The organism is Burkholderia sp. BCC1644, from assembly GCF_902833225.1.
Lineage (GTDB): Bacteria > Pseudomonadota > Gammaproteobacteria > Burkholderiales > Burkholderiaceae > Burkholderia.
The window spans coordinates 199,078-212,772 of the sequence record NZ_CADFEI010000005.1; the positions used below are offsets into that span (position 1 = coordinate 199,078).

Annotated in this window: 15 protein-coding genes; 2 read left to right on the forward strand and 13 right to left on the reverse strand. The window is 67.1% G+C overall.

Features of this window, described 5'->3' with window-relative positions:
- Positions 1-20: 20 nt before the first annotated feature.
- Positions 21-941 (reverse strand): LysR substrate-binding domain-containing protein, encoded by a 921-nt coding sequence (locus tag HWX87_RS11870; RefSeq protein WP_176047295.1) that lies wholly within the window; start codon positions 939-941, stop codon positions 21-23.
- Positions 942-1,074: 133 nt separating this feature from the next.
- Here HWX87_RS11870 and HWX87_RS11875 point away from each other — a divergent pair, with 133 nt between their 5' ends.
- Complete coding sequence (locus HWX87_RS11875; RefSeq protein WP_176047296.1) at positions 1,075-1,890, forward strand: aminotransferase class IV family protein; 816 nt, start codon at positions 1,075-1,077, stop codon at positions 1,888-1,890.
- 12 nt (positions 1,891-1,902) lie between these two features.
- Here the strand turns inward: HWX87_RS11875 and HWX87_RS11880 are convergent, their stop codons facing one another.
- A complete protein-coding gene (locus HWX87_RS11880; protein WP_176047297.1) occupies positions 1,903-2,307 on the reverse strand; it encodes a RidA family protein in 405 nt (134 codons plus the stop codon).
- Between the two features lie 153 nt (positions 2,308-2,460).
- On the opposite strand from HWX87_RS11880, the gene HWX87_RS11885 reads away from it, so the two are divergent.
- Entirely contained in the window at positions 2,461-3,423 is a 963-nt protein-coding gene (locus HWX87_RS11885) for a LysR family transcriptional regulator (RefSeq protein ID WP_176047298.1), read from the forward strand.
- A gap of 96 nt (positions 3,424-3,519) precedes the next feature.
- Here HWX87_RS11885 and HWX87_RS11890 read toward each other — a convergent pair whose 3' ends face one another.
- The 11 genes from HWX87_RS11890 to HWX87_RS11940 form a co-directional block, all read right to left on the reverse strand.
- Complete coding sequence (locus HWX87_RS11890; RefSeq protein ID WP_021160363.1) at positions 3,520-4,032, reverse strand: ureidoglycolate lyase; 513 nt, start codon at positions 4,030-4,032, stop codon at positions 3,520-3,522.
- The gene (gene alc / locus HWX87_RS11895; RefSeq protein WP_176047299.1) at positions 4,029-5,042 is read right to left on the reverse strand and encodes an allantoicase; all 1,014 of its coding nucleotides are present in this window, start codon (positions 5,040-5,042) and stop codon (positions 4,029-4,031) included. The genes HWX87_RS11890 and alc overlap by 4 nt, the downstream gene beginning before the upstream one ends.
- Before the next feature lie 62 nt (positions 5,043-5,104).
- Entirely contained in the window at positions 5,105-5,626 is a 522-nt protein-coding gene (gene uraD / locus HWX87_RS11900) for a 2-oxo-4-hydroxy-4-carboxy-5-ureidoimidazoline decarboxylase (RefSeq protein WP_176047300.1), read from the reverse strand.
- Positions 5,623-6,576: an allantoinase PuuE gene (puuE, locus tag HWX87_RS11905; protein WP_176047301.1), complete on the reverse strand. Its 954-nt coding sequence runs from the start codon at positions 6,574-6,576 to the stop codon at positions 5,623-5,625. The genes uraD and puuE overlap by 4 nt, the downstream gene beginning before the upstream one ends.
- A 149-nt stretch (positions 6,577-6,725) precedes the next feature.
- Complete coding sequence (locus HWX87_RS11910) at positions 6,726-7,517, reverse strand: aspartate/glutamate racemase family protein (RefSeq protein ID WP_176047302.1); 792 nt, start codon at positions 7,515-7,517, stop codon at positions 6,726-6,728.
- 10 nt (positions 7,518-7,527) lie between these two features.
- A complete protein-coding gene (locus tag HWX87_RS11915; protein WP_176047303.1) occupies positions 7,528-9,012 on the reverse strand; it encodes an NCS1 family nucleobase:cation symporter-1 in 1,485 nt (494 codons plus the stop codon).
- Positions 9,013-9,161: 149 nt separating this feature from the next.
- Positions 9,162-9,866 carry a GntR family transcriptional regulator gene (locus HWX87_RS11920; protein WP_176047304.1) on the reverse strand — a complete coding sequence of 235 codons (705 nt, stop codon included), beginning with the start codon at positions 9,864-9,866 and terminating at the stop codon, positions 9,162-9,164.
- Between the two features lie 307 nt (positions 9,867-10,173).
- Positions 10,174-11,112 carry a muramoyltetrapeptide carboxypeptidase gene (gene ldcA / locus HWX87_RS11925; RefSeq protein ID WP_176047305.1) on the reverse strand — a complete coding sequence of 313 codons (939 nt, stop codon included), beginning with the start codon at positions 11,110-11,112 and terminating at the stop codon, positions 10,174-10,176.
- 81 nt (positions 11,113-11,193) lie between these two features.
- Positions 11,194-11,790 (reverse strand): tRNA adenosine(34) deaminase TadA, encoded by a 597-nt coding sequence (tadA, locus tag HWX87_RS11930; RefSeq protein ID WP_176047306.1) that lies wholly within the window; start codon positions 11,788-11,790, stop codon positions 11,194-11,196.
- A complete protein-coding gene (locus tag HWX87_RS11935; protein ID WP_176047307.1) occupies positions 11,787-12,188 on the reverse strand; it encodes a DnaJ family domain-containing protein in 402 nt (133 codons plus the stop codon). Before HWX87_RS11935 ends, tadA begins: the two co-directional genes overlap by 4 nt.
- 279 nt (positions 12,189-12,467) lie before the next feature.
- On the reverse strand, positions 12,468-13,685 hold the full coding sequence (locus HWX87_RS11940) for an MFS transporter (RefSeq protein ID WP_176047308.1): 1,218 nt from the start codon (positions 13,683-13,685) through the stop codon (positions 12,468-12,470).
- Positions 13,686-13,695 lie beyond the last annotated feature (10 nt).

Consider the following 13,695-nt stretch of genomic DNA (forward strand, 5'->3'; position numbering starts at 1 on the left):
TAGCACGCGCGCCGCCGCCGCTACGCATCCACCATCGCCGCTTCGTCCGCGAGCCAGTCGCGCAATGCAACGATACGGGGATCGTCCTGCGTGTGCGCCGGATACACGACGTGATACGCGAGCCCCGGCGCCACCTCGACGTTCACGTCGAACAACCGCACGAGGCGCCCGTCCGCAAGCTCACGCGCGATCATGTGCGGCTCCGCCAGCCCGACCGTCGTACCGTCCATCACGGCCTGCACGACGTGGCTCGAATCCGGAAACGCGACGCACCGGCTGTCGTCGAAACCGTCGATGCCGGCCGCCGCCATCCATGCCGACCAGCGCGGCCAGATCACGCCATCGACTTCACAGTCGGCGTGGCAAAGGGTGTGGCGCAGCAGGTCGCGCGGCTTGCGTAACGGCGGCCCGGCCGACAACAGCGCGGGGCTGCCAATCGCGACGACCGACGTGCCGAACAGGCGCTGCGTACACGCGTCGCGATAACGCCCGGTGCCGAAGCGGATCGCGACATCCACATCGTCGCCGTCGAAATCGCGCAAGCGGTCGGTGATGTCGAACGTCAGTTCGAGCGCCGGATGCGCCGCCTTGAATCGCGGCAGGCGCGGCAGCAGCCAGTGCGTCGCGAAGCGCGCGCCGACCGACACGCGCAGTTCCGTCTGCTCGCGCGCGATGCGCCGAGCCCGTGCGGTCGCGTGCCGGAGGCCCGCCAGCGCATCGGCAGCGGCCGCAGCCAGCACCGCGCCGGCCTGCGTCAGCCGGATGCTGCGGCTCGTACGGACGAACAGTTCCATGCCGAGCTGCGCCTCGATTTCCTTGATCTGGTGACTGACGGCTGCCGGCGTCAGCCCGACCTCGTCGGCCGCCCGCGAAAAATTCAGGTGCCGCGCCGCCGCATCGAACGTCCTCAGCGCGCGCGTACCGGGCCACATGCGTTCCATTGATCTTCAAAAATAATTTGATGACCGCTCCAAAATTACTCGTTTTTCATGAAGCCATCAATCGGCAAACAATAGGCTTTCTTGAAGATGCCGTGCGCCGTCCCGTGCCCGCGGCCAACCTGGAGAATCGCCGATGACCGCTGCACCGTTCCCGTCCGTCGCCCAGATCAACGGCGTAGCCGCCACGCCCGATGCGCTCGCCGCATTGGCATTCGCGGGCCACGCGCATTTCACCGCGATGCAGATACGCGAAGGCCGCGTCCGCGGGCTCGACCTGCACCTCGCGCGATTGCGCGACGCGTCGAACGCGCTGTTCGGTCATGCATTGCCCGACGAACGGATACGCACGTTCCTGCGCGCCGCGCTCGATCGCGCACCGTCGGCACTGTCGCTGACCGCGACCATCCATGCGACGACGGGTGAATTCGTCGCACCGCGCGACGACGAAGCGCTCGACGTGCTGGTGCGCACCGCCGCGCCGTCGCCGGGGCCGGTCGGCCCGCTCGATCTCGCGCTGTTCGAACACGAGCGCGTGCTGCCCGGCATCAAGCACGTCGGCGAAGTCGCGAAGACGCACTTCCTGCGCCGTGCGGTCGCGCAGGGTTTCGACGATGCGGCGTTCGTCGATCGTCGGGGGCGCATCAGCGAGGGCTCGATCTGGAACCTGGCGTTCTGGACCGGCGATTCGGTCGTGTGGCCGGTGGCCGGCATGCTCGGCGGCGTCACGATGGGCATCCTGCGCCGGCAACTGGCACGCGTCGGCATCGCACAGCATGACCGTGAAGTAACACCGGCCGATCTGTCGTCGATGGCCGGCGCCGTCGTGATGAATTCGTGGACACCGGGAATCGCCGTGCACCGGCTCGGCACGGCGACGCTGCCCGAATCGTCATCGCTCGCCGCGCTGCTGCATCGCGCTTATGAACAGGAGCCGCCCGTCGCGCCGTGACGCGCGCCCTGCTTACCCGTCGACCGCCTCCGGCAGCCGCGCGATCACCTTGATCTCGAACTGGAAGCCATACAGCCAGGTCACGCCGACGGCGGTCAGCGTCGGATGCGGCGCATCGCTCCAGTATTCGGGGACGATCGCCCAGATCCGCTCGAACGTCGCTTCCGGATCGACGAGGAACACCGTCACGTCGACGACATCATCGAACGTGCAACCGGCCGCGCGCAGCACCGCATTCAGGTTGTCGAACGCGCGGCGGACCTGCGCGCCCAGCTCCGGCTCGGGCGAACCGTCGTCGCGGCTGCCGACCTGCCCGGACACGAACAGCAAGCCGTTCGAGCGCACGGCCGGCGAATAGCGGTTGCGGTCATACAGCGCCTGGCGACCGGGCGGAAAAACTACGCTACGCTTTGTCATTCAACACCTCCATCGGTTTGCGGGGCAAAACCGCCCCTGTATCAACGATGGAAAGCACTTTATGGACCGTTGCGCGGCGGATAAACCGGCAACCTTGTCCAACACTGTTTGCGCTCTCCAAACAATGTCCGAACACTGCGGAGCCCTGACCCGATGGATCGATTCGACGCAATGCAGGCGTTCGCCCGCGTGGTGGAAGCCGGCAGCTTCACGAAGGCGGCCGACACGCTGCACATGAGCCGCACGACCGTCACGCAACTGGTGCAGCAGCTCGAAGCACGGCTGCGCGTGAAGCTGTTCAACCGCACGACGCGCAAGGTCGTCGTCACGGCCGACGGCGCCGCGTACTACGACCGCGTCGTACGCCTGCTGGCCGACATGGACGATGCCGAAACGAGCCTGTCCGCCGCGTCGGCGTCGCCAAGGGGGCGGCTGCGCGTGGACGTGCCGAGCCCGTTCGCGCGCCTGATCCTGATCCCCGCGCTGCCCGCGTTCCATGCGCGCTATCCGGACATCCAGCTCGACATGGGCGTGAGCGACCGCGTGGTCGACGTGATCGGCGAGAACGTCGACTGCGTCGTGCGCGGTGGCGAGCCGACCGACCGCTCGCTGGTCGCACGCCGCGTCGGCGATCTTCGGCTCGGCGTATACGCGTCGCCTGCCTATCTCGCGCGCGCCGGTGCACCGGTGCATCCGGGCGAACTCGAAGACTCGCATCACCGCATCGTCGGGTTTCTGTGGGCGCGCACCGGCAAGGCGTTGCCGTTTGCGATGGAGCGTGACGGCGAGCAGATCACCGTACGCGGACGCTACGTGCTCGCGGTCGACGACGGCAATGCGTATCTCGAAGCCGGTCTCGCGGGGCTCGGCATCCTGTGGCTGCCCGACTACATGGCCGCCGCGTATCGCGAACGTGGCGAACTGGTGCCGCTGTTCGAGCAATGGCAACTCGAACCGATGCCGATGTACGTCGCGTTCCCGCCGAACCGCCACGTCAGCGCGAAGCTGCGCGTCTTCGTCGACTGGGTCGCCGGCCTGATGGCGCAGCATGCGCCGGTCTCGAAGGAGCGTCGCGGCGGCGGTTCGCGCGACACGCGCCAGGCCGTCGCAACCTGAGCCGAGCGAAAGCGACCGCACATAAAAAAACCCGCGCACATTGCGCGGGTTTCGGCAGGCTGGCAAACAGCCTCTCGGTCGCGAGACGCCGGCGCCTCAGGCCGTCAGCGCGTGCAGCGCTTCGTCGGTGAGCCACAGCGATTCCTGAAGATCTTGCTCGTTCAGGTTGAGGCCATCACCGCCGCGATCGACGACGATGAAGTCGCTGACGCCGCCGAGCGCGATCAGCGGGTGATGCCACACGCCCTTCGCATAGTTGACGCCCTGCCAGCCGCTCGTCACGAAAGCGCGGATCTTCGCCGGATCGAGATCGCCCGCGGGCGCCACGACGACGAGATACGGCTGATCGTTCAGCGGCACGAATGCCTGGCTGCCGAGCGGGTGCCGCTCCAGCATCTTCACTTCGAACGGCAGCGTGCGCGGCTGGCCGCGGAACAGGTTGACGAGCGTGCGGCCGTCTTCATCGGTCACGTCGACTTTCGCGAGATCGTGAAAGCGGATCGTCGTGCCGAGGTTGATCGGGATCTGCTTCGCCCCTTCCGTTTCGATCACGTCGCCGAACGGCGCGAACGCTTCCTTGGTCAGCGGTTCGATAACAAGCGTCTTCATTTGTCGAGCGTCCCCCACAGACGCAGGCGCGACACGCCACCGTCCGGAATGATGTTCAGTCGCACGTGCGTGACAGGGCCGAGCGACGCGATGTCGTGTTCGAAATAGTGCTGCTTGTCCATCTGCAGCTTCTGTTCGCCGAGCAGCACCGGCCAGAACATCGACTGCGTGATCAGCGAGCTGTCCGTGCCGCCCGACACGTACGCGGCCTGGATCGAGCAGCGGTCCGGGTAGTTGCCCTTGAAGAACGCTGTATCGACTTCGATCTTGCGGATCACGCCCGGCTGCGCAAGCGCGATGATCGCCCAGTCGTTGCCCGGTTCGCGGCGGCGGCGGGTTTCCCAGCCGTCGCCCATGTTCACGCCGCGGCCCGGCAGCAGCAGGTTCGATGCGACGCCGAAGTGCTGGTTGTTCGCGGCCACGACGTAACCGCCGTTTTCCATCGCCGCGAGGTCGAACTGCTCGGTCGCGCTCGCGCCGGCCCAGTCGAGCTGCGGCTGGCCATACACGCGCAGGCGTGCAATGCCGCCGTCCGGGTAGATATTCACGCGCAGGTGCGTGAACGCACGCGCATCGCTCGCTTCGACGTAGTGATGGCTGTTGCCCTGCAGCGTCGTCGACGGCACGATCTCGACCCACTCGGTCGCATGCGTCGGCGCGCCGTCGGCCACGAACGCGGCCTCGATCGACGCGGCCGGCGGGAAGTTGCCGGTGAAGTGGCTCGTGTCGATGTCGAAGCCCTTGATCACGCCCGGGCGCGCGAGCTTGACGATGCACCAGTCATAGCCCGTCGTGCGCTTGCGGCGCGTTTCCCAGCCGTCCATCCACTTGCCGTGGTCGTCGTACTTGCCGGGAATGAAGACGGCCGGCTCGGGGTTCAGCATCCGGTCCTTCGGCGCGAAGAAATCGTCGCTGGCCTCGAGCGCCTGCGCACTGAGACGCGGGTCGGCAAGATTCACGTAGCGCCGCGTGAAATCGGGTGCGTTGGGATCGAGAAGCGGAACAGCCATGATGTTTCCTTGTTTCAGTGAGGCGATCAGGCCGCTGCGACGCAGCAGGCCGTATCGCGGTGTCAGGCGTCGATCAGGTCGTCGAGGCGGAAGCGTGCGATCCGGTAGATCTGGTCGAGGCTCGCACGCAGCTCTTCGGTGCGCGAATGATTCACGCGCGACTCGAAGTTCGCGATGATGCCGTGACGGTCATAGCCGCGCACCGCGAGGATGAACGGGAAGCCGAACTTCTCGCGATACGTGCGGTTCAGCGTCAGCAGCTTGTCGAACTCTTCCTGCGTGCACTGGTCGAGGCCCGCGCCGCTCTGCTCGCGCGTCGACTCGGCCGTCAGCTCGCCGCGCACGGCAGCCTTGCCGGCCAGCTCCGGGTGAGCGTTGATCAGCGCGAGCTGGCGCACTTCGCCGCCCGCTTCCACCGCACCCGACATCGTCTTGTGCAGCGCATCGATGCTCGCGAACGGCCGCTCGCCCGCGGCGACCTCGGCCACCCACGGCGAATGTTCGAAGATCCCCGACAGCGCCGCGACAAATGCGCTCGGCGCCATCGTATTCAGTTGATTCAACGTGTAGCGCATCGCCTTCATGCTTTCCCTTCGTTTTGATGATTGGGCTGATACGGATGATGTTCACGCCAGTGACGCGCGATATCGACACGGCGCGTCACCCATACGCGATCGTGTTTCTCGATGTGATCGAGGAAACGCTGCAGCCCGCGGAACCGGCCCGGCCGGCCGAGCAACCGGCAGTGCATGCCGATCGACAGCATCTTCGGCGCTTCGTCGCCCTCCGCGTACAGCACGTCGAATGCGTCGCGCAGGTAGTCGAAGAAGTGATCGCCGGTGTTGAAGCCCTGCGGCGTCGCGAAGCGCATGTCGTTCGTGTCGAGCGTGTACGGCACGATCAGCTGCGGCGACGTCTTGCCGCCCGACACTTCGACGTCCATCCAGAACGGCAGGTCGTCGCCGTAGTTGTCGGAGTCGTACAGGAAACCGCCGTGTTCGGCGACCAGGCGGTGCGTATTGGGACTGTCGCGGCCGGTGTACCAGCCGAGCGGACGCTCGCCCGTCACGCGCTCGATCGCTTCCATCCCGAGGCGCATGTGCTCGGCTTCGAGTTCCGGCGCCATGCTCTGGTAGTGGATCCAGCGCCAGCCGTGGCACGCGATTTCATGGCCCAGCTCGACGAATGCGCGTGCCAGCTCCGGATGACGCTCGATCGCCATGCCGACGCCGAATACCGTCAGCGGCATCCCGCGCTTCTCGAATTCGCGCAGGATGCGCCACACGCCGGCCCGCGAACCGTATTCGTAGATCGACTCCATGCTCATGTGGCGGTCCGGATACGCGGCCGCGCCCACGATTTCGGACAGGAACTGCTCGGAGCCCGGATCGCCGTGCAGCACGCAGTTCTCGCCACCCTCCTCGTAGTTCAGCACGAATTGCACGGCGACGCGGGCGCGCCCCGGCCAGTTCGCCTGAACGGGATGGCGGCCGTAGCCGATCAGGTCGCGAGGATAGTTGGGATCGAGTGACATGGGTTCGAAGTGCGGCGAAAGCGGGCTGAAATAATGGGTTCGCATCGACTGCGCGGTGCCCGGAGGCCGGCCGCGCAAGCCGATGCGATGACGGCCCAGTGTAGCGAAAACGTTCATACGCGCCCATACAGCGACGCAGATAGTGCGTGTCAGACGGTGTGTATGTGCGGTTGCGGCAAATTCGGGACCGGTTCCTCCGCATCCCCGCCCGGCGGGCTGAAGCGGGCGAATGCGCCGTCGTAGCGCTTCGGCAGCGGCCGGGCGAAATCGCCGCGTTTCGCGGTCGCGAGGCGCAGCGCGACGAGCGCCTCGGCCCATTTGACGGCCGCCGTGACGCCCTCGACCACCGGCGCGCCGATCTGCTGCTCGATCTCGTGCGCGAATTCGGCCATCCCCGCGCAACCGAGCACGATCGCGTCGGCGCCGTCCTCGTCGAGCGCGCGCCGGCACTCGTCGACGATGATCCGGCGCGCGGCCGAGCCCGGCCGGTCGAGTTCGAGCACCGCGACGTCGGTCGCGCGCACGTTGCGGCAGAAGCGCTTCATTCCGTAGCGCTCCGCGAGGTGCCACGCCATTCCGCAGGTGCGCGCGAGCGTCGTGACGACCGAGAAGCCCGGCGCGAGCACGCTCGCCGCATGCATCGCGGCCTCGGCGATGCCGATCACCGGCCCGCGCGCGAGTTCGCGCGCCGCGTACAGGCCCGGGTCGCCGAAGCACGCGATCACGTACGCGTCGCAGCCGTCGCGCTCGCCCTGCGCGATCTCGGCGAGCAGCCCCGGCGTCGCGAGCGCCTCGTCGTAATACCCTTCGATCGACGGCGGCCCCATCGGCGGGCTCACCGCCACGATCTCCGTGCCGGCGGCCGCGACCTCGCGCGCGCAGCGACCCATCGCGTCGGTCATCCGCTGCGTCGTATTCGGATTGATCAGTCGGATCTTCATCGCATGCTCCTCACGCCTTCGCGCTGACGAGCAGCCGGTAGAACACGAAGCCGAGCCCCGCGCCGATGAACCACGAGAAGTTCGCGACGCCCTGCCAGCCCGGCATCATCACGCAGACGATCGCGATCACCGCGGCCGGCAGCAGCGCGGCGACCGCACGGCGGTTCACGCCGCCCGTGTACCAGTACGTGCCGCTTTCCGACATCGTGTACAGGTCGTCGCGTACGAGCCGGCCGCGCTTGACGAGATAGAAGTCGGCGATCAGCACGCCGTACAACGGGCCGATGAACGCGCCGAGCACGTCGAGCGTGTAGTGGATCACGGCCGGGTTGTTGAACAGGTTCCACGGCGTGATGAAGATCGACGCGACGGCCGCGAGCATGCCGCCCGCGCGCCAGCTGATCAGCTTCGGTGCAACGTTCGAGAAGTCGAATGCGGGAGACACGAAGTTCGCGACGATGTTGATACCGATCGTCGCGATCGTGAACGTCAGCGCGCCGAGGATCACCGCGGTCGGGTGATCGATGCGGCCGACCGTCTCGACCGGATCGGTGATGAGTTCGCCGAACACCGGCAGCGTTGCAGCCGTCGTGATCACCGTGACGAGCGAGAACGCGAGGAAGTTGACGGGCAGCCCCCAGAAATTGCCGCGCTTCACTTCGCCGAACGAGCGGCAGTAGCGCGAGAAGTCGCCGAAGTTCAGCATCGGCCCGGAGAAGTACGACACGACCAGCGACACGGCCGTGATCATCACCGGGATCACTTCCGCGCCGTGATACTTGACGCCACCGAGGTTGATGCCGATGTTGCGCCAGCCCGCACGCCACACCATGTAGCCGGCGAGGATGAACATCACGACGTAGACGGCCGGGCCCGCGAAGTCGATGAACTTCTTGATCGTCTCCATCCCGTTCCAGAACACGAACGCCTGCAGCACCCACAGCAGCATGAAGCCGGCCCAGCCGACCGCCGACAGCCCGAGGAAACCGTAGCGATGGACGTCCGCGTACGGCAGCCATTGCGGGAAGAACTTCAGCACGACGATCACGAGCGCGCTCGATGCGAGATAGGTCTGGATGCCGTACCACGCGATCGCGATCAGCCCGCGGATCACGGCCGGTACGTTCGCGCCGAGCACGCCGAACGTCGCGCGGCACGCGACCGGATACGGCACGCCGATCTGCTGGCTCGGGCGTGCGATCAGGTTGCACAGCACGTTCACGAGGCCGATGCCGACGATCAGCGCGATCAGCACCTGCCAGCTCGTCAGCCCGAGCGCGAACAGGCTGCCCGCGAACACGTAGCCGCCCACACTGTGTACGTCCGACATCCAGAACGCGAAGATGTTGTACGAACCCCATGTCTGATTCTTCAGGGGTGCCAAATCTTCGTTGTACAGACGTTCGCTGTACCCATTCGGCAGCGTCGGGTCGCCGCCCTCGCCGCCTTCTTCCGCCGGATAGGCGCTCTCGTGCGCCACACTGAACTGAGCCATGACTTCTCCTTGACGCGGCCGGGCGGCCGCTCCACCGTCATCGATATCGCTCCGGATCGTCGCCCGGAGTCGGACCCGCCGCCCGCGGCAAACACCGCGGGCCTGCATTTCGCTCGTTCTGTGGCGCGCGGCCGGGTTCGCGTCGCCGCTCAGGCGCCGCCGAACACTTCGCGCAAATCGACCTGCCCTTGCGCGGGCCGGTCCAGCATCTTCAGTTCGACATGCTGCAGGTGGCGCGCCATCAGCGTCGCCGCCTGCTTGGGATCGCCCGCCTCCAGCGCGGCGAGAATCTCGTCGTGGTCGTCGCACGAGCACGGGCTGCGCCCGTGCGATTCGTACAGCGCCGACATCAGCGTCGAGCGTGCGACGAGCCCTTCGAGGCACTCGCTGAGCGTCGCATTGCCCATCAGCGTGGCGAGCGTCGTGTGAAATTCGCCCGACAGCCGGATCCACGCCGCGAAGTCGTGCCGCTCGAACGCCCTGCGTTCCTTGTCGATCAACGCAGCAACGCCTTTCAGCCGCTTCGCGCCGGGCCCGGTTGCAAGCCGCTCGACCACCGCAAGCTCGATGATCCGGCGCATCTCGAACACCTCGTGCACGTCCTGCAGCGTCGGACTCGCGACGAACGCGCCGCGGTTCGGCTCGAGCTCGACCAGCTTGTCGGTCGCGAGCTGCGCGAGCGCCTGGCGGATCGTCCCGCGCTTCACGCCGAACACCTCGCAGAGCTGCGCCTCCGTCAGCTTCGCGCCGGGCGCGAGCCGATGCTCGAGGATCGCGGTGCGGATCCGCTCGGCGATCGCTTCGGGGCCGGCTGCGCCGGACGGCTGGAAATCGGGCTCGTTCATGATCTGCATCGTGTGATGATCCTCATGCTAGGGCGGACATAAAGATTGTCAACAATTCTTTTCCGGGAATGCGCACAATTGGCGTGCATCGATGTGACCCTGCCCGGTGCAGGATGCGCTCATTCCATGCACGGCAAGCGTTACAGGCAAGACAGAAGCCCTTCTCGTCGTATACCCACACGGTCATTTTGTTGACAAAAATGGTGCACAACCTGGCAACGACCGGATTCAAGTCGACGAAAATTTTCGACCGTTAGTTGCGCGCTTACATAAAGAAAAAGGCGGGAAACCCGCCTTTCGGTCGATCGCGCCGGCATCAGCCGAGATGCGGATAGTCCGACAGCGTCAGCCGGAAGCCGTGTGCATTCGCGACCAGTTGCGCCTGCGCGCCGAACGGCAGTGTCAGCAGGTCCGGCACGTGGCCGAACTGGAGCCCCGTGACGACCGGAATCCCGATCACCGCGCGCACCTGGTCGATCATCGCCTGCATGTCGTAGCCGTTGTCGTACTCGAACGGCCGCGCGCCGGTGAACTGGCCGAGCACGAGCGCCTGCTGGCGCGCGAGCAGCCCCGACAGGTGCAGCTGATAGATCATCCGCTCGATCCGGAACGGCTGCTCGTTGACGTCCTCGATGAACAGGATGCCGCCTTCGATGTCGGGCATGTACGGCGTGCCGATCAGCGACGTCAGGATCGCGAGGTTGCCGCCCCACAACGTACCCGTCACGTTGACGGCCTGCACCTGCGGCGCCTCGGTGACGATCGTCGTGCTCGGCTGCGTCAGCGTCTGCCAGAAGTGCTGCATCGTGAAGTCGCTCGGCGTTTCCGCGCCGAAGTCGGCGGACAGCATCGGGCCGCCGAACGTCTTGATGCGCGCCTTCGCGTAGAGCGCGAGCTGGATCGCGGTGAAGTCGCTGTGGCCGACGAGCGCGACCGGTTGATCGCGCAGCCGACGCTCGAGCCCGCGGTAGTCGAGCCCGTGCAGGATCCGCGCGGCGCCGTAGCCGCCACGCACCGCGAGTGCGATGTCCGGCAGCGGCCGCTCGGGATCGGCAAGGCGGTTCAGGTCGCCTGCCCGCTCGCCGTCGGTGCCGCCGAACCGCTGGAAGCGTCGCTGCGTCGCCTCGATGTTCTCGATGCGCTGCTGTGCGGTGCTGAGGCGCTCGAGCGCGCGGTTGATCGCGTCGGGGTCGTGCGGATAACCGGACGGCGCCAGCAGGCGGATGGTGTAGGACGCGGCGGGCTGGAAGGACATGGCGAAAGGTGTCGGGTCGTCAAACCTGCTTAGAGGGTCCGAACCGTCTCCGGTTCACGGCGTCGTGCGCGGCGAGCGCGCTTACGACGCACCGGATTCGGCATCGCGGGCGAGCCGCGCTTCGCGCAGCGCGCGGCGGCGCTCGGCGAAGAACGACTTCAGCGCGGCGCCGCATTCGTCGGCGAGCACGCCGCCCGTCACTTCGGTATGGTGGTTGAGCTGCGGATTCGCGAACGCGTCGATCACGCTGCCGCACGCGCCCGTCTTCGGATCGGCGGCGCCAAAGACGACTCGCGCGATGCGCGCATGCATGATCGCCCCTGCGCACATCAGGCACGGCTCGAGCGTCACGTACAGCTCGCAGCCGGGCATCCGGTAATTCTGCAGATGCTGCGCGGCCATGCGCAGCGCGGCCATTTCCGCATGGGCGGACGGGTCGTGCCCGCCGATCGGATGGTTGAAGCCGCGTGCGATCACTTCGTCGCCGCGCACGAGCACCGCGCCGACCGGCACTTCGCCGGCCGCGCGCGCCTCTTCGGCGGCGGCCTGCGCGAGCCGCATGAAATGCAGGTCGCGCGCCGACACGGGCGTGGCTTCGGGAACAGGTGTATCGGTGGCCGGCTCGGCCGCCGGGGCGGTTGCCGACCGGGCTGCGTCGTGCAGCTCGCCGGACGTCACATCGGCCCCGCTTCGGCGGGCGCTTCGTCGAGCCCGCGCTCGCACAGGCGTTCCGCGATGCGTCGGCAGTAGTCGCGCGGCATCACCATCGGGCCGCCGCGCAGCGATTCGAGCGCCATGTCGAGCGCGAGGATCTTGGCGTGCAGCCGGCAGCGCGCGGCGCGGTCGCTGACCGCCTGCACTTCGTCATGCAGGTTGCGCAGCGCGCGCAATTGCTCGACGGCCGGCGGCACGAAGCCCGCGTTCTTCAGGATACGGTTGGCCACCCGCACCTCCTCGGGCACGAGCAGGTCGTCATCCAGCGCCTGCGGCGCGCCGGTACCCGGCAAATCGTCGAACTCGCCCCGCGCGGCGGCGGCGGCAATACGTTGTTCGACCAGGGCGTCAAGCAATCTCATCAGTCAATCGGAACAATGCGGCAGGCCGAATTCTAGCAGGGTGACGCGGCTATGACAGGCCCTTCGAATATATGCTCGATATTGCGTTTTTTAGGGGCCGAATCGCTGCGCATGCACGCCGATCACCGTCAAACGCCGCTCTGCTGCGCCGCAGCGGGCTGAGCGGCGTCCGGACCGCATCAGACGCACACGGTGTCGGGCCCTGTTTTTATTCGTGATGACGCGAGCCGAACCGCGCCGATCCGGCGAAATGGCCGCCGCCCGGCTGCCGTTGCCGCGTCACGCGGCCACCGTTTCCGGGTGCGGTTTCGGGAACGGGCGGAACATCATCGCGATCAGGAACGCGCCGATGCCGATCGCGAACGAACCGAGGTACAACCAGCCGTAGCTGCCGAACGTGTCGACGATCAGGCCGCCGGCGACCGGGCCCGCGGCCATTCCGAGGCTGCCGGCCATCGCGCAGCCGCCGATCACGGTGCCCATCATCCGCAGCGGGAAATTCTCGCGCGCGAGCACCGAATACAGCGGCATCACGCCCGCATAGATGAAGCCGAACAGCGTCGCGACCGCGTAGAACCCGTCGAGCGAGCGCACGAAGTAGTAGCCGAGCGCGCCGAGCGCCTGCGCGAGCAGCCCGGCCACCAGCATGCGCTTCGCGCCGAGGCGGTCGCCGAGAATCCCGAACGCGATCCGGCCGCCCATGCCGGCGAGCCCTTCGACGCTGTAGATCGACACCGCGACGATCAGCGGGATGCCGCACGTGACCGCGTAGCTGACCGTATGGAAGATCGGGCCCGAGTGCGTCGCGCAGCAGAAGAAATTGGTCAGCAGCAGGATCATGAACTGCGGCGAGCGCAGCGCAGCCGCGACCGACATCGCCACGGGCGCGCCGGCAGCCGAAGGCGCGGCCGGCGCGGGGGCATGGTCGAGCGCGGGCGCCCGCCGCACCAGCAGCGACACGGGAATCATCACGACGGCGGCCAGCGCGGCAATCAGCAGCATCGACGTGCGCCAGTCGCGCACCGACACGAGCCACGCGGCGAGCGGCGCCATCGTCATCGGCGCCATCCCCATGCCGGCCGACACGAGCGACACCGCCAGGCTGCGATGCGTATCGAACCAGCCCGTCACGCACGCCATCATCGGCGCGAATATCGCCGCCGTCGCGCTGCCGACGGCGAGGCCGAAGGTCAGCTGGAACACGAGCAGCGACGGCGCGCGGCTCGCCAGCGCCAGGCTCGCCGACAGCAGCACCGCGCCGGCGATGACGACCGGCCGCGTGCCGATCCGGTCCGACAGGCTGCCCCACGCCATGCTCGCGAAGGCCATCGCGATGAAGCCGAGCGTCATCGCCGTGGAAATGCCGGTCATCGACCAGCCCGTATCGCGCGCAATCGCGCGCAGGAACACCGGCAGCGAAAACATCGCACCGATCGCGACGCAGCCCATCAGGCCGCCCGCGGCGACGATCACCCAGCGGTATCGGGAATCCGTCATCTGGCGTCTC

Bases quoted from the DNA above. Each gene is read 5' to 3' on its own strand.
- HWX87_RS11870 (WP_176047295.1), bottom strand. From the start codon at position 941: ATGGAACGCATGTGGCCCGGTACGCGCGCGCTGAGGACGTTCGATGCG.
- HWX87_RS11875 (WP_176047296.1), top strand. From the start codon at position 1,075: ATGACCGCTGCACCGTTCCCGTCCGTCGCCCAGATCAACGGCGTAGCC.
- HWX87_RS11880 (WP_176047297.1), bottom strand. From the start codon at position 2,307: ATGACAAAGCGTAGCGTAGTTTTTCCGCCCGGTCGCCAGGCGCTGTAT.
- HWX87_RS11885 (WP_176047298.1), top strand. From the start codon at position 2,461: ATGGATCGATTCGACGCAATGCAGGCGTTCGCCCGCGTGGTGGAAGCC.
- HWX87_RS11890 (WP_021160363.1), bottom strand. From the start codon at position 4,032: ATGAAGACGCTTGTTATCGAACCGCTGACCAAGGAAGCGTTCGCGCCG.
- alc (WP_176047299.1), bottom strand. From the start codon at position 5,042: ATGGCTGTTCCGCTTCTCGATCCCAACGCACCCGATTTCACGCGGCGC.
- uraD (WP_176047300.1), bottom strand. From the start codon at position 5,626: ATGAAGGCGATGCGCTACACGTTGAATCAACTGAATACGATGGCGCCG.
- puuE (WP_176047301.1), bottom strand. From the start codon at position 6,576: ATGTCACTCGATCCCAACTATCCTCGCGACCTGATCGGCTACGGCCGC.
- HWX87_RS11910 (WP_176047302.1), bottom strand. From the start codon at position 7,517: ATGAAGATCCGACTGATCAATCCGAATACGACGCAGCGGATGACCGAC.
- HWX87_RS11915 (WP_176047303.1), bottom strand. From the start codon at position 9,012: ATGGCTCAGTTCAGTGTGGCGCACGAGAGCGCCTATCCGGCGGAAGAA.
- HWX87_RS11920 (WP_176047304.1), bottom strand. From the start codon at position 9,866: ATGCAGATCATGAACGAGCCCGATTTCCAGCCGTCCGGCGCAGCCGGC.
- ldcA (WP_176047305.1), bottom strand. From the start codon at position 11,112: ATGTCCTTCCAGCCCGCCGCGTCCTACACCATCCGCCTGCTGGCGCCG.
- HWX87_RS11935 (WP_176047307.1), bottom strand. From the start codon at position 12,188: ATGAGATTGCTTGACGCCCTGGTCGAACAACGTATTGCCGCCGCCGCC.
- HWX87_RS11940 (WP_176047308.1), bottom strand. From the start codon at position 13,685: ATGACGGATTCCCGATACCGCTGGGTGATCGTCGCCGCGGGCGGCCTG.